This window comes from Arthrobacter sp. R4 (genome assembly GCF_051365025.1).
Taxonomy (GTDB): domain Bacteria; phylum Actinomycetota; class Actinomycetes; order Actinomycetales; family Micrococcaceae; genus Arthrobacter.
In genome coordinates, this window is record NZ_JBLWIJ010000001.1 from 38,185 (window position 1) to 55,335 (window position 17,151).

The 17,151-nt window shown below is 64.5% G+C and carries 16 protein-coding genes; 12 read left to right on the forward strand and 4 right to left on the reverse strand.

The window, feature by feature from the left end; genetic code table 11:
- Positions 1-7 precede the first annotated feature (7 nt).
- From gcvT to ACLKOZ_RS00210, 4 genes are all read left to right on the forward strand, one after another.
- Positions 8-1,156 carry a glycine cleavage system aminomethyltransferase GcvT gene (gcvT, locus tag ACLKOZ_RS00195; RefSeq protein ID WP_436472162.1) on the forward strand — a complete coding sequence of 383 codons (1,149 nt, stop codon included), beginning with the start codon at positions 8-10 and terminating at the stop codon, positions 1,154-1,156.
- A 57-nt stretch (positions 1,157-1,213) separates the two neighbouring features.
- Complete coding sequence (gene gcvH, locus ACLKOZ_RS00200) at positions 1,214-1,597, forward strand: glycine cleavage system protein GcvH (RefSeq protein ID WP_376045266.1); 384 nt, start codon at positions 1,214-1,216, stop codon at positions 1,595-1,597.
- On the forward strand, positions 1,594-2,919 hold the full coding sequence (glyA, locus tag ACLKOZ_RS00205; RefSeq protein WP_436472163.1) for a serine hydroxymethyltransferase: 1,326 nt from the start codon (positions 1,594-1,596) through the stop codon (positions 2,917-2,919). The genes gcvH and glyA overlap by 4 nt, the downstream gene beginning before the upstream one ends.
- 200 nt (positions 2,920-3,119) lie before the next feature.
- Entirely contained in the window at positions 3,120-4,547 is a 1,428-nt protein-coding gene (locus ACLKOZ_RS00210) for an L-serine ammonia-lyase (RefSeq protein WP_376045267.1), read from the forward strand.
- Here ACLKOZ_RS00210 and ACLKOZ_RS00215 read toward each other — a convergent pair.
- Complete coding sequence (locus tag ACLKOZ_RS00215) at positions 4,544-5,089, reverse strand: TspO/MBR family protein (RefSeq protein ID WP_436472164.1); 546 nt, start codon at positions 5,087-5,089, stop codon at positions 4,544-4,546. The genes ACLKOZ_RS00210 and ACLKOZ_RS00215 overlap by 4 nt on opposite strands.
- Before the next feature lie 155 nt (positions 5,090-5,244).
- Between ACLKOZ_RS00215 and ACLKOZ_RS00220 the strand changes: the two genes are divergently transcribed.
- The 3 genes from ACLKOZ_RS00220 to ACLKOZ_RS00230 all read left to right on the forward strand — a co-directional run bounded on the left by ACLKOZ_RS00220 (position 5,245) and on the right by ACLKOZ_RS00230 (position 9,273).
- Positions 5,245-6,318 carry a lipid II:glycine glycyltransferase FemX gene (locus ACLKOZ_RS00220; RefSeq protein WP_436472165.1) on the forward strand — a complete coding sequence of 358 codons (1,074 nt, stop codon included), beginning with the start codon at positions 5,245-5,247 and terminating at the stop codon, positions 6,316-6,318.
- Positions 6,319-6,398: 80 nt separating this feature from the next.
- The gene (locus ACLKOZ_RS00225) at positions 6,399-7,751 is read left to right on the forward strand and encodes a peptidoglycan bridge formation glycyltransferase FemA/FemB family protein (protein ID WP_436472166.1); all 1,353 of its coding nucleotides are present in this window, start codon (positions 6,399-6,401) and stop codon (positions 7,749-7,751) included.
- 34 nt (positions 7,752-7,785) lie between these two features.
- Complete coding sequence (locus ACLKOZ_RS00230) at positions 7,786-9,273, forward strand: threonine/serine ThrE exporter family protein (RefSeq protein WP_337346322.1); 1,488 nt, start codon at positions 7,786-7,788, stop codon at positions 9,271-9,273.
- A gap of 5 nt (positions 9,274-9,278) precedes the next feature.
- On the opposite strand, the gene ACLKOZ_RS00235 is transcribed toward ACLKOZ_RS00230, so the two are convergent.
- Positions 9,279-10,121 carry a siderophore-interacting protein gene (locus ACLKOZ_RS00235; protein WP_436472167.1) on the reverse strand — a complete coding sequence of 281 codons (843 nt, stop codon included), beginning with the start codon at positions 10,119-10,121 and terminating at the stop codon, positions 9,279-9,281.
- A 14-nt stretch (positions 10,122-10,135) separates the two neighbouring features.
- Positions 10,136-10,906: a uracil-DNA glycosylase gene (locus ACLKOZ_RS00240; protein WP_337346324.1), complete on the reverse strand. Its 771-nt coding sequence runs from the start codon at positions 10,904-10,906 to the stop codon at positions 10,136-10,138.
- A 124-nt stretch (positions 10,907-11,030) separates the two neighbouring features.
- Between ACLKOZ_RS00240 and ACLKOZ_RS00245 the strand changes: the two genes are divergently transcribed.
- From ACLKOZ_RS00245 to groL, 5 genes are all read left to right on the forward strand, one after another.
- Positions 11,031-11,360 (forward strand): DUF3263 domain-containing protein, encoded by a 330-nt coding sequence (locus tag ACLKOZ_RS00245; RefSeq protein WP_337346325.1) that lies wholly within the window; start codon positions 11,031-11,033, stop codon positions 11,358-11,360.
- A gap of 51 nt (positions 11,361-11,411) precedes the next feature.
- Positions 11,412-12,044 carry a LytR C-terminal domain-containing protein gene (locus ACLKOZ_RS00250; protein ID WP_436472168.1) on the forward strand — a complete coding sequence of 211 codons (633 nt, stop codon included), beginning with the start codon at positions 11,412-11,414 and terminating at the stop codon, positions 12,042-12,044.
- A 153-nt stretch (positions 12,045-12,197) separates the two neighbouring features.
- Positions 12,198-12,404: a cold-shock protein gene (locus ACLKOZ_RS00255; RefSeq protein ID WP_337346327.1), complete on the forward strand. Its 207-nt coding sequence runs from the start codon at positions 12,198-12,200 to the stop codon at positions 12,402-12,404.
- Positions 12,401-13,666, forward strand: a complete 1,266-nt coding sequence (locus tag ACLKOZ_RS00260; protein ID WP_436472169.1) for an ABC transporter substrate-binding protein — start codon at positions 12,401-12,403, stop codon at positions 13,664-13,666. The genes ACLKOZ_RS00255 and ACLKOZ_RS00260 overlap by 4 nt, the downstream gene beginning before the upstream one ends.
- A gap of 292 nt (positions 13,667-13,958) precedes the next feature.
- Positions 13,959-15,587, forward strand: coding sequence for a chaperonin GroEL (gene groL, locus ACLKOZ_RS00265; protein WP_337346328.1), 1,629 nt, complete (start codon positions 13,959-13,961; stop codon positions 15,585-15,587).
- Positions 15,588-15,691: 104 nt separating this feature from the next.
- On the opposite strand, the gene ACLKOZ_RS00270 is transcribed toward groL, so the two are convergent.
- Positions 15,692-17,002, reverse strand: coding sequence for an ABC transporter substrate-binding protein (locus ACLKOZ_RS00270; RefSeq protein ID WP_436472170.1), 1,311 nt, complete (start codon positions 17,000-17,002; stop codon positions 15,692-15,694).
- Between the last annotated feature and the right edge of the window lie 149 nt (positions 17,003-17,151).

The window sequence follows — 17,151 nt, forward strand, 5'->3', positions numbered from 1 at the left end:
CTCCACGATGACTGAGAACTACACCGCGCTCTACGAAGAGCACAAGAAACTCGGCGCCTCCTTCACCGACTTCGGTGGCTGGCAGATGCCGCTCAAGTACAGCTCCGAACTGGCCGAGCACCACGCCGTCCGCAAGGCGGCAGGCATCTTCGACCTCTCCCACATGGGCGAAGTCTGGGTCACCGGCCCCGATGCCGCAGCGTTCCTGGACTACGCGCTGGTGGGCAAGATCTCCGCCATGGCCGTGGGCAAGGCCAAATACTCGCTGATCTGCAACGAGGACGGTGGAATCATCGATGACCTCATCACGTACCGCCGTCCTGCCGCAGAAGACGGCACAGACCGCTTCCTGGTGGTCCCCAACGCCGGCAACGCCAAGACTGTGGCAGCTGCGCTGGCCGAGCGCGCTGCCGGCTTCGACGTGGTGGTGGACGACGTCTCCGCCGAGACGTCCTTGATCGCTATCCAGGGACCTAAAGCGGAGGAACTCCTGCTACGTCTGGTCCCTGCCGCCCAGCACAGCCTGGTCACGGACCTCAAGTACTACGCCGCCGTCGAGGTCCCGATCCTGGTGGCAGGCGCCGGCCAGGAACTGCTGCTGGCCCGCACCGGCTACACCGGCGAGGACGGCTTCGAGATCTTCGTGGCCAACGAGGACGCCGCCGCGCTCTGGCAGGCCATCGTCGCCATCGCGGACGAAGGGGAACTCGTGCCTGCAGGCCTCGCCTCCCGCGACTCGCTCCGCCTCGAAGCCGGCATGCCGCTCTACGGCAACGAACTCTCCCTGGAAGGCGACCCGTTCGCCGCCGGCCTGGGACCCGTCGTCGCGCTGTCCAAGGAAGGCGACTTCGTGGGTAAGGCGGCGCTCGCCGCCAAGAAGGAAGCCGGTGCCGGAGTTACCACCGGCCGCAGGCTGGTTGGCCTTAAGGGACTCGGGCGCCGGGCCGGCCGCGGGCATTACCCAGTCCTCAACGACGGCGCCGTGGTTGGCGAAGTCACCTCCGGCCAGCCCTCGCCCAGCCTTGGCTACCCGGTGGCCCTGGCCTACGTCGACGTCGCTTTCATGGAGCCCGGCACTGCCCTGGACATCGACCTCCGTGGCAAGACCGAGCCCTTCGAAGTCGTGGCACTGCCGTTCTACAAGCGCCAAAAGTAGTCCCGCGCCACCCGACGCTCTCTCAGTTTTCACAAAACCAAACTAAGGAAATAACACATGGCTAAAGTTGCCGCAGAACTGCAGTACTCCGACGAGCACGAGTGGGTTGCCCGCGAGGACGGGAACCTCGTGTCCATCGGCATCTCCGCCGTGGCCACGGACGCCCTCGGTGACATTGTGTACGTGGACCTGCCCGAGGTCGGCTCGACCGTGACCGCGGGGGAGACCTGCGGCGAGGTGGAATCCACCAAGTCCGTCTCCGACCTCTACTCCCCGGTGACGGGCGAGGTCACGGAGACCAACCCGGCCGTCGTCGAAGATCCCGCACTGATCAACAGCGACCCGTACGGCGCCGGCTGGTTGTTCAAGGTGGCCGCCGAGTCTGACGGCCCGCTGCTCTCCGCGCAGGACTACGCGTCCAAGAACGGCGGCGAGCTGTGAGCACGGCAAAGTCAGCAACCGCGGAGTTTACGCAGGTCGTTTCCCCATCCCTGGACGCGGACCTGTCCGTCCTGGACCCGGAGATCGCGGCCAAGATCGACGACGAACTGGGCCGCCAGCGCGACGGCCTGGAAATGATCGCCTCGGAGAACCACACCGCCGTGGCAGTGATGCAGGCACAGGGCTCGGTCCTGACCAACAAGTACGCCGAAGGCTACCCCGGCAAGCGCTACTACGGTGGCTGCGAGCACGTCGATGTGATCGAGCAGTTGGCTGTCGACAGGGTTAAGGCCCTCTTCGGTGCCGAGTTCGCCAACGTGCAGCCGCACTCCGGTGCACAGGCGAATGCCTCGGTGATGCACGCGCTGATCAAACCGGGCGACACCATCATGGGCCTGAACCTTGCTCACGGTGGCCACCTGACCCACGGCATGAAGATCAACTTCTCCGGCCGCCTGTACAACGTGATCCCGTACCAGGTCCGCGAGGAGGACCACCGGATCGACATGGCCGAGGTGGAGCGCCTGGCGCAGGAGCACAAGCCGCAGCTGATCGTCGCCGGCTGGTCCGCATACGCCCGGCAGCTGGACTTCGCAGAGTTCCGCCGGATCGCCGATTCCGTGGGCGCCTACCTGATGGTGGACATGGCGCACTTCGCCGGGCTCGTGGCCGCAGGGCTGCACCCCTCGCCGGTGCCGCACGCCCACGTCACCACTTCCACCACGCACAAGACCCTCGCCGGTCCGCGCGGCGGCATCATCCTGACCAACGACGCCGCGATCGCCAAGAAGATCAACTCGGCTGTGTTCCCGGGCCAGCAGGGCGGGCCGCTGGAGCACGTCATCGCAGGAAAAGCCGTGGCCTTCAAGATCGCCGCGTCCGCCGAGTTCAAAGAACGGCAGGAACGCGTCCTGGCCGGTGCCCGGATCCTGGCCGACCGCCTGGTCCAGCCAGACGTCACCGCCAAGGGCATCAACGTGATCTCCGGCGGCACCGACGTGCACCTGGTCCTGGTGGACCTGCGCAACTGCGAACTTGACGGCCAGCAGGCCGAGGACCGGCTCGCGGAGATCGACATCACGGTTAACCGCAACGCCGTGCCGTTCGACCCCCGTCCGCCGATGGTCACCTCCGGGCTGCGCATCGGCACCCCGGCGCTGGCCACCCGCGGCTTCGGCGAAGCCGCCTTCCGTGAGGTCGCGGACATCATCGCCGAGGCTCTGAAGGCCGACGCCGGCACGGACCTTACGGGCCTGCGTCACCGCGTAGAGGTCCTCGCCGCAGCCCACCCGCTCTACCCTTCGGTCGCCAACCTCGCCTGAGTGCCTCGTTGCGGCTGGGTCCGCGCCGGCGGACCGCTTTCGAAAACCGCGGCCCGTCGGACCCTCGGAGGGGGCCGGGCATCCGGCAGCATGCGTCTAAGGGAGCGTCACGTCCGCGCAGCGGGCGTCTTCGCGACCGAGCATGCAGAGGATGTCCGGTTCCCTCCCCACCCCACCACTTACCTAGTTAGGAACTGACCATGGCTGTTGGTGTCTTTGATCTTTTTTCGATCGGGATTGGACCTTCCAGTTCACACACTGTGGGTCCCATGCGGGCTGCTGCTGTGTTCGCAGAGGAGCTTCAGGCCTCAGGGAAGCTGGGGGACGTCGCGAGCCTGCGGGTTGACCTGTACGGCTCCCTCGCCGCGACGGGCCACGGGCACGGGACGATGACGGCGATCCTTCTCGGCTTGGAAGGCTTCCATCCCGAGAAGATCCTGCCTGACGAGGTGGAGGAGCGGCTGGCTGCGATCGCTGAGACGGGAACGCTTCAGTTGGCCGGTGCTGGCGGTGGGAACGGTGTTCCCCTGCCCTACGGCGTGAAGGACATGGTCCTGCGCCCGCTGACCATCCTGCCGCGGCACACCAACGGCATGACCTTCACCGTTTCTGACTCTGACGGCGAAATCCTCCACAGCGCCACTTTTTTCTCAGTGGGCGGCGGTTTTATCGTCCGCGAGGGCGAGGAGGACGCCGCGCTGAAGGAACTGGACGAGTCCAAGAAGGAACTTCCGCTTCCGTTCCGGACAGCGGCCGAACTGCTGGGCCGCTGCCAGTCCAAGGGCCTGTCCATCGGTGAGGTCATGTTCGTCAACGAACGCGCCTCCCGGTCCGAGCAGGAGATCCGCGCAGGGCTCCTGCACATCTATTCGGTGATGGAAGGTTGCGTGGAAACCAGCCTCAAGCGCGAAGGGCTGCTGCCCGGCGGACTGAAGGTCCGCCGTCGGGCCCCCGACTGGCACGAGCGTCTCTTGAAGGAAAGCCGGGACCACGATCCCGACTACCGGGACCCCAAGTACTGGCAGGAATGGGTAAACCTGATCGCCCTTGCCGTCAACGAGGAGAATGCCTCCGGCGGGCGGGTGGTCACCGCCCCGACCAATGGTGCCGCCGGCATCATCCCGGCTGTCCTGTACTACGCGCTGCACTTCGCCCCAGGGATGGAGAATGCCACGCAGGAAGACCGCGACGACGTCGTGGTGAAGTTCCTGCTCACGGCCGGCGCCATCGGGGTGCTGTACAAGGAACAGGCGTCCATTTCCGGCGCCGAGGTGGGCTGCCAGGGCGAGGTGGGGTCGGCGTCGTCCATGGCCGCCGCAGGCCTGGCCGAGGTGATGGGCGGGACACCGCAGCAGGTGGAGAACGCCGCGGAAATCGCGATGGAACACAACCTGGGCCTGACCTGCGACCCCATCGGCGGGCTCGTACAGGTGCCGTGCATCGAACGCAACGCGATCGCTGCTGCCAAGGCCATCAACGCGGCGAAGATGGCGCTCTGGGGTGACGGCTCGCACCGCGTGTCCCTCGACGAAGTCATCGTGACCATGCGCGAAACCGGCAAGGACATGAGCTCCAAATACAAAGAAACCGCCATGGGCGGCCTCGCCGTCAACGTTGTTGAATGCTAGTTATGCAGCGCCGCCCAGAGATTCAGGGATGACGCAAACACGATCCAGGTGACGTAGGGCAGCAGGAGTAGTCCTGCTGCCGGGCTGATCGGTCCGAACCGGAGCACCGTGAAAGCCACAGCCACGATCAAGGCAAGGATGATCGCGAACGCCAGCCACAGTGCAGTGGTGCCCAGCACAGGGTAGAGGCCAAAGAAAACCGGGGTCCACAGCAGGTTGAGGATCAACTGGATACCGTAGGTGACCAGCGCTGGCCTCGACTCCGGCACACGGCGGCGCCACACCAGCCAGGCGGCCACGGCCATGGCCGTGTACAGCAACGTCCAGACCGGACCGAAAACCCCATTGGCCGGCGTCCACGGAGCTTTGTCGGCGGTGACGTACCAGCCGTTGACGTTGTTTACGGTGGCAAAGGCCCCCAGCCATGCGACCAGTGCTGAGGCTCCCAGGAAGATGGCGAGTGCCACAATCTGCGTGCCCGGTCCGTAGTTTCCTGCGGGGTTGCCGGAGCGGGGCGTGGACTCTTCAGGGTGCGGCTCCATGCGTCAACCCTTACGAAGCGTGGACCCCGAGTCAAGGCGGCCACGGGCCCGCGGAAAAGCCCGTACCGGTTCAGGCTTTAGACTTGTGGCTACATGTCTGCCCACAGCCACACGTACAGAACCGCGCACAAGACCAACAGACAGGACACGCCCCCTTGCGAGAATTCACCGCCCGCTTTGCCACAGGCGAGGAAATTGAGAACTGGGACAAGCACGTCACTGCGAACCCGAACGGCGGCAATATGCTGCAGTCTGCGGCCTACGCTTCGGTGAAGAACGGCAACGGTTGGGCTGTCCGCTTCCTGGTCCTGGAGAACAGCGGAACCGCCAGCTACAACCTGGTCCTGGAGAAGAAATTTCCGGTGCTGGGCCGTCTCTGGTACCTCATCAAAGGGCCCGACGTCCGGGCCGCGGAGGACCTCAAACCGGCCTTGGCCGCCTGTGCCGAATTTGTCAAAGCACGGAAGCTGAACGTTTTCGCCATCAAAGTGGAGCCGGACATCGTCGCCTCACCGGAAGCCCGGGCTGAGCTGGCTTCCGCCGGCCTGGTGAAGGCCCCCAACATCCAGTCGAACGACTCCACAGCCCTGCTGGACATCTCCGCGCCGGAAAACGAGGTGTTCCGGTCCATTTCCTCACGTGCCCGCAACGCCATCCGCCGGGCAGAGCGCGAGGGCTGTGAAGTGGTCCAGCGGGAGCAGGGCCCGGAGACCTACCGCGCCCTCTATGACCTGATGGCCGACACCGTCAAAGCCAAAGGATCCATGCCCCTTCGCAGTTATGAGTACTACGCCCGGTTCTGGGACGAGTTCTGTGACCGTGGCCAAGGCAGCTTCTTCTTCGCCTACGAGGACGGGAAACCGAGCGTGGGCGCCTTTGTGATCAACTATGGGGCCAAAGCGACGTACAAAGACGGCGGGTCCACCCAGAACCGGAAGCAGTACGGTGATTCGCACCTGGTCCAGTGGGCCGCGATCCGCAGGATGAAGGAGCTCGGCTGCGCCGAGTACGACTTCTGCGGCACCCCGCCCGCGGACAGGATCAAGGACAAGTCCCACAACCTTTACGGCATGGGCATGTTCAAAACCAGCTTCAGCAAAACAGTCACGGACTTTGTGGGCTGCTACGACTTCGTCCTCGCACCCGTCCGGCACCGGCTCTGGGTCAAGGGCGCCGAGCGTGTTTTCCGGCGCCTCGAAACCATGCGTACCGGCAACCAGTTCTACTGAGCCGCCGCCACACTCCACCGTCCACAACATCTCAGCGCTGCCACCATTCGGCAGCACATCCACAGGTGAGGAACTTTCCCGTGAATTCAACCAAGGCCGCGACCGAGCTCGAGTTCGCTATCCTCAGCGACGCCGACTTCGAGGCCTTCTCAGTCAGCCACCCGCAGAACAACTTCATCCAGTCCGCCGACTTCGCCCGGTTCCAGCGCGCCCGCGGGCAGGCAGTGGAGCTGTTCGGAGTCCGTCGTGATGGCGAACTGGTGGCCGCCGGCAAACTGAACTACACCACCAACCGCTTCGGGTACACAGTGTGCGAGTGCGCCAAGGGGCCACTGATGGACTACACGGACTCCGCCCTGGTGCGTGCCGTCGTCGAACTCCTGAAAACCAGGGCAGCGGAACGCAAAGCCGCTGAGCTGCGGATCTCCCCGAACCTTCCCTTCATCGCACGCGACGAGGACGGGGCCGAACACCCAGAGATCACGGACAACCGCCCGCTGGTAGCAGAGCTTGCGCGGCTCGGATTTGCCCACCAGGGCTCGGACATGAACTTCGCCAACGTGAACTGGATGTTCATCAAGACCCTCGACGGCGTCACGGACGCCGAAGAGCTCATCATGGGCACGAGCTACCGCACGCGCAAAGCCATCCGGAAGGCCGAAAAGAACGGCGTCTTCCTGGAACAGGCGACTCTGGAAACCCTGGACGAGTTCTACGACGCCCTGAGCACGGCCGGCGACGAAAAGGGCTTCATCTACCGCGAACGCGAATACTACGAGCAGCTGCTGCGGACCACTTCGTCCGAGTTCACCAAGCTCATGATGGCAAAGATCGACATCCCCGCGTACCGCAAGTCCATCACCGAACGCCTTGAATCCGAGACCGCTGCGGCGGCCGACCTCCGCCGTGAGGTCGAAGAGACCGGCAGCAAGAAGAAGGCGAACCGCCTCAAGGTGGTACAGGACCTCGTCGACAGCTATGAGCGCAGCCTCAAGGACATTGAGCGGTTCCCGGATTCCGTTGGCGTGGCAACGGTGGCGGCCATCCACTTCGTCTGCTTCGGCGACGAGTTGGTGTGCGTCATCGGCGGCACCAAACAGGACTATATCTACTTCAACGGAGCCACCTCCCTCTACTGGGGCATGATGCTCCATGCGCTGGAAAAGGGCTACAGCCGCTACAACTTCTACGGCACCTTCGGCATCCAGGGACAGGACGAGGAAGGCCACGGAGGCTACGCCTTCAAGAAGGGGTTCGGCGGCGAGGTGGTCCAGCTGCTGGGTGATTTCGTGATGCCGGTGCGGCCCGTGATTTTCCAAGCCAACCGGATCGCCCGGGCGGCGGTGGCGGCTGCCCGCACGCTGCTGGGCAGGCTCCCGCTGAAACGCCAGGCTTCCGGCGAAGAACCAGCCCCCGCCGAGAACACCGCATAAAGACCACGATAAGCACCCCCGGAAGAGGACCAGCGTGACAGATCGACCCGGGGATCCCCGGAACAGGCCTCACACTGACGGCCTGCCGAAGACTGAGCCACTTTCCCCCTCCCAGGTCCGGCAGAACGCCGCGGCAAAGCGGATGCTGCGGCGCCTGGTCCAAGGGGAGAACCCACCGACGGCGCCGCTGAGTATCGTGGACAGGCTCGCAGGCAGCCCGTACGCCAACCCCATGATCCAAGTGGGAGGCGTGGACACTTCCGCCCGCAAGACCCTGGACTTTGCCCTGCACCTGGCCGAGACCATGTTCCGTTATGGCGCCGGCGCATTGGAAGTCGAGACGAGCATCATCGCCGTGACGGCAGCGCTGGGGCTGAAGAACATCGAAGTGGACATCACCAACCAGTCGGTCGGGATCAACTACGCGCCCAAGGACCAGACGCCCATCGCCCTGTTGCGCGTCGTGCGGTCCTGGACCAACAACTACGCCGGGCTGGCCAAGGTCCATCAGCTCGTTACGGACATCGTGGCCGGGGGAGTGGGCCGGGACGAGGCAATCCGCCGGCTCGATGAGGCCATCACCAGCCCCAAGCCCTTCCCGCGTTGGATGGTGACCGTGGCCTTCGGCGTTTTCGCGGCAGCATTCGTTGGCGTACTGGGTGGCGGTCCCGTGTCCTCAGCCATCGCCTTTGTGGTCAACATCGGGGTGAGCCTGCTGTCGCGCCAGCTGGGCCGCTGGCGAGTACCTGACTTCTTCACCACCGCGACGTGTTCGTTTGTGGTGACTTTCATGGCACTGCTGCTGTGGCAGTTCAACCTCACCACCGCGCCGGCCATCGTGGTGGTGGGCGGTATCCTGCTCCTGCTGCCCACGGGCCGCCTGGTGTCCTCCGTGCAGGACGCGATCAACGGCTTCCCGGTGACTGCCGCCGGAAGGTTCCTGTCCACAGTCCTGATCTTCGGCGCCCTCGTGGCAGGCATCGCCGTCGCGTTGGTGGTCGGTTCCATGACGGGGATGCAGGAAATCGACGTTACGGAAACATTCAGCCCCGCCTATGACCTGTGGGTGCTGGTGGTCCTCACGGCCCTGGCTGTCATGGCCATCGGGGTCACCGAACAGACGGCGTGGAAGCTGCTCCTGCCCACCGCTGCCGTGGGCGTCGCCGGGTACCTGGTGCTTCTCGGCGCCAGCTCGCTGGGGATCAGCGACAGGTTCTCGCCGGCGTTGTCCGCCGTGGTGATCGGTCTGCTGGCCCGGGTGGTGGCATTGAAGATGGGTGCGCCCCAGCTGGTGGTCGCCGTGCCGGCGGCGTTGATCCTGCTGCCGGGCCTGACGATCTTCCGGTCCATGTATGTCCTGTCCATCGAGGAATCCGAGATCCTCCTGGGCGCAGGGGGCATGCTGAACGCCGGCGCCATCGTGCTCGGCGCAGCGGGCGGGATCGTCCTGGGCGACACCCTGGCCAGGCCGTTGACGCGGAGCCTGGCCAGCAACGAGCGCAGGCGCGCCCGCCGGCGATAACGGGGCTAAATCTGCCCGATGGGCAGCTTCTTCTCGGCCTGGAAGTCGTCTTCGACCCGGCCCGCGGCCCAGTAACCGGACAGCGAAACCTGCTTGCGGTCCAGGCCCTGCTGGACAAAGAACACCTCGCGCAGGCCCTTCATGTAGCCGCGCTCGCCATGGGCAAAGACGTCGACCTTGCCGACGGCGGGCCAGTCGGCGTTCGCGACTGCCGACACCAGCAGGTCGCCTGTGCCGGCCGGTGCGCCGTTGCGCCGGAGCCACGTGATCTTGACACCGGCGGGGGCTGCGATGGGCTGGATGTCGGCGTCGGAGTCAACCTCGAGGAAAGCCACGCCCCGTGCCTCCGTTGGCAGGGCTTCCAAGGAGGCTGCGATGGCAGGCAGGGCGGCTTCATCGCCGGCGAAAAGGTACCAGTCGGCGTCGGGCGCCGGGTTGTAGGCGCCGCCGGGACCGGTAAAGGTCAGCGGGTCGCCGGGCCGGGCGGCGGCCGCCCACGGTCCGGCCAGTCCTTCGTCGCCGTGGATCACAAAGTCGATGGCCAGCTCCTGTGCCACGGAGTCCACCCATCTGACGGTGTAGGTCCGGGTGAAGGGCCACTGCTCACGGGGCATGGTCTCGCGGATGGTCCACAGGTCCAGCGGCTGGGCGTAGTCAACGCCTGCCTGGGGGAACACGATCTTCACGTAGCGGTCAACAAAATCGTTGTTGACGTAGTCGGCGAAGCCGTCGCCGCCGGCAACGATCCTGACCATGTGCGGCGAAAGCTGCTCGCGGCGGACCACGGTGAGGTTGATTTGGGGACGCGACTTTTTGGTGGCGCTGGTGGCAGCGGGAACGGTGCTCATAAGGCCAGCCTAAGCTAAGGGAGTGGTGGGAGTTCCCAGGTTACGCCAGGGCTTCCTTGCTCGTTCAGCAGCGCATTGGCTTGGCTGAACGGCCGGGAACCGAAGAAACCGCGCGACGCCGACAATGGGCTCGGGTGCGCGCTGGACACTACCGCGGCGCCGGACAAAAGGGGCCGGACTGCCTCCGCGTCCTTGCCCCACAGCACAGCCACCAGCGGAAATGCGCTGCCGTCAGCCTTCCGTCGCCCGGCCACCGCGGTGACTGCCGCCGTCGTGATTTTCTCCCAGCCCTTTCCGCGGTGGGAACCCGCGGCTCCGGCACGCACGCTCATGACCCGGTTCAGGAGCAGCACGCCCTGGTCTGCCCAAGCGCTGAGGTCGCCGTGCACGCGCGCCGGTACTCCCACATCGGCCTCGAGCTCCTTGTAGATGTTTGCCAGGCTGCGCGGAATGGGTCGGGTCTGCGGGGCCACAGCGAAGGACAGGCCGACGGCGTGCCCCGGGGTTGGGTACGGGTCCTGCCCCAGGATCAGTACCTTGACGTCTGCCAGCGGCTGCCGGAACGCGCGGAGGACATTCGACGGCGACGGCAGCACCTGGTGCCCGGCCGCGACGTCGTCAGCGAGGAACCTCAGTACGGCACGCAGGTCATCTTCCACCCCGGCCAGGGCGGCGGCCCAGTCGGCGGCCATCAGTTCGTCCAGTGGCAATACAGCCATCTCGGCATAACCGACGGGCTCCGCCGCTTCCGGCTCCAGCTCGAACAGGGGTTCCGAATCAAACACGCCCCCATTGTCTCAGTACTCCCGTTTGTCCACTGCCAGCCCGTTGCGGCGTAAATGACAACGCTGTTATTCGTCCGTAACATGGGGGTGAGACTTTTAACCTTATCCAGCGAAGGAGTATGCCGTGGCGGAACCAGCCCGGGAACACCTGGCAGAGCCTGGCGAGCGTGGCTCCCTGCTGGCTGACTTTTCGCTCCGGGACTCGCCGCTCGGCGAGCGGGAGCAACAGATGCTCGCCCTTGAGCGGCAGTGGTGGAAGTACGCCGGTGCCAAGGAACAGGCCATCAGGGAACTCTTTGACCTGTCAGCTACGCACTACTACCAACTGCTCAACGCGCTGATCGACTCCGAGGATGCGCTCGCGCACGATCCCATGCTCGTCAAGCGATTGCGTAGACTACGTACGTCGCGACAACGGGCACGCACCGCACGTCGCCTGGGTTCGGACGCGTAACTCCGCTCGTGCTGAGCCATCAGCAACAATCAACAAGGATGTCTCTCCACTATGACCAGATACGCTCGGGATGAATTCGACAAAGTTCCGGAGGCTGCCTCCCGCCAGGGTGTCCACCGTTCAGCTTCGGCACCGTCCAGGCCGCGGCTATGGCCCATGCTCGCCGTGGGCGTTGTGGCACTTGCGGTCGGCCTGGTCTCCTTTCTGATCCTGCCTCAGCTGGGATTCACCCAAGCCGGCAGCCAGGCGTCCACCAGCATGGAGTCATCTGCCCCCTCGGAGGCAGCCTCTCCCTCTGCCAGCGCTGAACCTTCCGCAACCGCAGAGCCCACTGCCAGCGCCGAGCCCTCACCGAGTGGCGAACCTGAGCCGAGCCCCACACCCTCCGCCGCGGCCTCCCAGGCCGCCGTGAACAAGACCCAGGGCCTGGCGGTCTACAACGCCGCCGGAACAGCCGGCCTGGCGGGCAGGGTCAGCTCCACCGTCCAGGCGGACGGTTGGACCCTAGGCCAGGTAGGAAACTGGGGCGGCGCACCCCAGCAGACGTCGGTAATTTTTTATGCTGGTCCGGCACAAAGGGCCAACGCGGAGGCCCTCTCCGAACTCCTGAACATTCCAACGATGGTCGACAGCGCCGACTTCCAGGTTCCGCTGGTGGTTGTGCTGGGGCCGGGCTTCCAGTAAACGGGTTACACCTGAATAACTATTGAACACCGACGCGGCCCTGTGCCTCGGCTCGTCCGGGGACCATTGGCTAGAGTGATTTCAGGCTTCGGTCCGTAACGAGCGGCACACAGTGGCGTGGGCCTTACGGACGCTACTGAAAGAGTGGGCATCATGGCACTGGGAACCGTGAAGTGGTTCAACGCTGAAAAGGGCTACGGCTTTATTACGGTGGACGGCTCGGGTGACGACGTCTTTGTCCACTGGTCCGCCATTCAAGGCGAGGGATACCGCGCACTCGATGAGGGGCAGCGGGTGGAGCTTGAAGTCGGCGAAGGCGAGAAGGGCCCGCAGGCAGAAAGTGTCCGGCCGGCAGAGTGAAGTCCGTAAGTTTCCGATCTTCCTTGGTCCGTGTCCCAGCAGCGGCGGCCCTCCTTCTTGGGCTGGCCGGGTGTGGGGCTGCTGCTGGAAATGCCCGGCTTGACTCCGTTGAAGCCTCCGGCGATGGAACGCTGCGCGTTGGCGTGATCCTGGACAGCACCGGAACGCGGGACTTCCTCAGTGGCTCGCAGCTGGCCGCGGCAAAACTGGCCGTGCAGGAAATCAACACTACCGGCGGGCACAAGGGCAAACCCATTGAACTGTTGCCCCGGGCCGCCGGCGACTCCGGCGCGCAAGCCAAGGAGCTGGCCAAGGCCAAGGCCGACGTCGTGATTGGACCCACTGATTCCAGCAACGCGGCTGCTGCCATTGACGTTCTCTCCGCCGCGAAGATTCCGCTCATTTCACCGGCCAATTCGGCGGCAGGGCTGAGTAAGTACAAAAGCGGCGGCTACTACTTCCGGACTGCACCGGCCGACGTCGCCCAGGCTTCGGTGCTTGTGAAGCTCGCCAAAGACGGGGGCGCGAAGAGCCTGGCGATCGTTCACCAGGACAGCAGCTACGGCAAGGATGTTTCCGCAGCGGTGGCCAGTGCGGCCAAGGACGCAGGCGTGGAAACCTCCAGCACGTCAGCGTTCGAGCCCGGCGATGCGCAACGGGCCGCAGCTGCTGCCCGGAAAGCGGCCCCGGATGCAGTGGTGCTCATTGCGCGGGATGGCGCCCAGGGGGCCATCGCTGAGCTGAACAACGCCGGACTGTCCGGCAGTAAAGTCATCCTCAGCGACGGCGCTTTCGCCCAGTATGGTTCCGGGTTGGGGTCAAAAGCGCTCGACGGCGCACGGGCAGTGGTGCCCGGCGTATTCCCCTCCGCGGACTTCCAGGCCCGCCTGCTGGCGGTCGATCCTGGGTTGAAGGACACCTCTTTCGCCGCTGAGACGTACGACGCCGTGACGGTGGCTGTCCTGGCTGCCGCGGCAGCCGACGACGACGCCGGCCGATCAATAGCCGCACACCTCATAGCTGTCTCCGGAGGCACGGCCCCCGGCGCGGAACCGGCGAAGGCCGCACCCTGCCAGTCCTACAAGGACTGCGTGTCAGCGCTGAAGACCGCAGGTGCCGCGAACTACGACGGCCAATCCGGTCCGATCGGCTTCGACGCCAACGGCGACATCACCTCTGCGAACTTCATGGTGTTCACCTACGGAGCTGACAACAGGGCAAAGCTCAGCGGTCGTGAATCCGCGGGTCGGGCCGCAGGCTGATCGCCGGGAGCGAAACGAGGCCCCGCAGGCACTGGTTACCGGGACTATTCGCTTGCACTCTCACCTATGGAGTGCTAATTATTGACTTAGCACTCTTACGTACCGACTGCTAAAGCGACGCCCGGCTCAGGCCGGTTACGAAGCCCAGGTGCCGGTCGAGGAGCGAAAGAAATACTTACTGGAGTGAGATCGGGAACCTGAGGCGTACAGAGGCCAAGGGTGAAGGATCGTCCGTCGCGGGCACTTCGGTGGGTTCATTCTTAACGTCTGTCCCGAAAGGACTACTGCCGTTATGGCCAAGATCATTGCATTTGATGAAGAGGCACGCCGCGGCCTTGAGCGGGGCCTGAACATCCTCGCCGACGCCGTTAAGGTCACCCTCGGCCCGCGTGGACGCAACGTCGTCCTCGAAAAGAAGTGGGGCGCCCCCACGATCACCAACGATGGTGTTTCCATCGCCAAGGAGATCGAGCTGGACGATCCTTACGAGAAGATCGGCGCCGAGCTGGTCAAGGAAGTTGCCAAGAAGACTGATGACGTCGCTGGCGACGGCACCACCACGGCCACCGTGCTCGCCCAGGCACTGGTTAAGGAAGGCCTGCGCAACGTCGCGGCCGGCGCCGATCCGCTGTCCCTCAAGCGCGGCATCGAGAAGGCTGTAGAAGCCGTCACGGTGGAACTGCTCGCTTCGGCCAAGGAAATCGAAACCAAGGAAGAGATCGCCGCCACGGCTTCCATCTCTGCCGGTGACGACGAAATTGGTGCCCTCATTGCCGAGGCCCTGGATAAGGTCGGCAAGGAAGGTGTTATCACCGTCGAGGAGTCCAACACCTTCGGCCTGGAGCTTGAACTCACCGAAGGCATGCGCTTCGACAAGGGTTACATCTCCGCGTACTTCGTCACCGACACCGATCGCCAGGAAACGGTCCTCGAGGACCCGTACATCCTGATCGTCAACTCCAAGATCTCCAACGTCAAGGAACTGGTTGCTGTCCTGGAAAAGGTCATGCAGTCCAACAAGCCGTTGCTGATCATTGCCGAGGACATCGAGGGCGAGGCCCTGGCCACCCTGATCGTCAACAAGATCCGTGGCACCTTCAAGTCCGTCGCCGTCAAGGCTCCGGGCTTCGGCGACCGCCGCAAGGCTCAGCTGGCCGACATCGCCGTTCTGACCGGCGGCCAGGTCATTGCCGAGGAAGTTGGCCTCAAGCTGGAGACCGCTGGCCTGGAACTCCTGGGACGCGCCCGCAAGGTTGTCGTCACCAAGGACGAAACCACCATCGTTGAAGGTGCCGGCGACGCCGACCAGATCGCTGGCCGCGTTTCCCAGATCCGCGCCGAGATCGAAAACTCCGATTCCGACTACGACCGCGAGAAGCTGCAGGAACGCCTGGCCAAGCTGGCCGGCGGCGTTGCAGTCATCAAGGCCGGTGCCGCAACCGAGGTTGAGCTCAAGGAACGCAAGCACCGCATTGAGGACGCTGTCCGCAATGCAAAGGCTGCCGTAGAAGAAGGCATCGTCGCCGGTGGTGGCGTTGCACTGATCCAGGCTGGCGCCAAGGCGTTCGCGAACCTGAACCTGACCGGTGACGAAGCAACGGGCGCCAACATCGTCCGCGTTGCCATCGACGCCCCGCTGAAGCAGATTGCCTTCAACGCCGGCCTTGAGCCGGGCGTTGTTGTGGACAAGGTCCGCGGCCTGCCCGCAGGCCATGGCCTGAACGCCGCAACCGGCGAATACGTCGACCTGCTTGCTGCCGGCATCAATGACCCCGTCAAGGTGACGCGCTCTGCCCTGCAGAACGCGGCCTCCATCGCCGGCCTGTTCCTCACCACTGAGGCTGTCGTGGCCGACAAGCCGGAGAAGAACGCTCCGGCCATGGGTGGCGGCGACGACATGGGCGGCATGGGCGGCTTCTAGTCTCCAAGCGCCCGGAATACGTTCCGCGCAAACAATGCGGCCCCCTCCGTTTGGAGGGGGCCGCATTTGTGCGTCTTGGCAGGCTCTGCAGCCGCCGGGCTCCGCTACTTCCGTGCCGTTGCCAGCATTCCTTCGACTTCTTTCTTGAAGGCTTCGGCTGCTGCCTGCGGAGTCAGGCGGTCGTACAGGACCTCGTCGGTGAACCGCTTGATGACGTTCTGGACGCTGCCCGCGCCCACCGGCGGGACGGGTGGAGCGTCGGCGATGTCCGGCGCGATGTCCTTCAGGAAGGCCACAACGGTTGTGTCTGCGGGCTTGAGGGTGGACGTGATGCTCTCGACGATCTCAGAGTTGCTGGGGACGCCGCGGTCAGTCATGAGGATGGCACCGGCAGCCGGGCTGTTCGCCAGGTAATTAATGAAGGTTGCGGCCGCCTCAGGATGCTTGGAGCGAGAAGACGCAGACCAGAACATCGTGGGCTTGTAGTACATGCCGTTGTCTGCGGACTTACCGTCCAGGCTGGGGGCGCGGAGCATTTTGATGCTGCTGCCTGTAGTGGTTTCCAGCGAGCCGAGCTGGTTGGTCCACCACCACGCCATGCCGACCCGGTTGGTGCCGAACAGGCTCTCCTCCAAGCCTGCGCCGGAGTCCTCGGTGGCCACGGTGGCGGGCGGGCTTGCCTGGGAGTCACGCTGTTCCTTGAGCCGTTCCCAGAAGGAAGCAGCGGTGGCTGTGTCGAAGTCCAGCTTTCCGTCCTGGGAGTAGAGGTTCTCGCCGTGCTGCCGAAGCCAGATGATGAGGTCTGCTTCGTTGCTGCCATAGGCCGCACCGTAGCTCTTCCCGTTACCCGCCGCGCTGAGCTTCGCGGCAGTGTCCATGAAGTCACTCCATGTCCACGTGGTGTCGTCGGGTAAAGGGACGTTGGCTGCTTCGAAGACCTTGGTGTTGGCCATGATGACGTACGCATTCTTGCCGGTGCTCAGGCCATACTGTGCGTCGTCGTATTGGCCGGAGGCCAGTGATTCCTTGTCCAGCTTGGAGGTGTCGACCCCGCTTTGCTTGGACAGGTCAAGCAGTGCTCCGCGGCCGCCATACTCGGCGATGTACTTCTGGTCCATCTGGATGACATCCGGTGCATCGTTGGCGGCGGTCTTAGTGGCCAGTTTGTCCCAATAACTGGCCCATTCGCCGGGCTCGGATTCGATCCGGATGTTGGGATGCTCAGCCTCGAACGCGTCGATGACCTTTTCGGTCTGGGCGTTGAGGTACTCGTTGCCCCACCAGGCGAAACGCAGGGTGACCTGGTCGTTGCTGCTGGATCCTGCGGGCGCGCCGCAGCCGGTGGCGAGCAGCGACACCGCGACGGCGACTGCGCCGAGCTGGAATCTCCTGCGGCTGATGGCCTGAATCTTCATTGATGTGCCTTCCTCGAAGGGTGGGGTCCACCCCGCCTGTGTTCCCTTGCCGCGTCCATGCCGGTGGGAGAGCGTCAAATGAGAAAGCGTTTTCTCACTCAGGTTTCCGATTCTGCCCCGCATCGACTTCAGCGTCAAGAGTTTTCGGT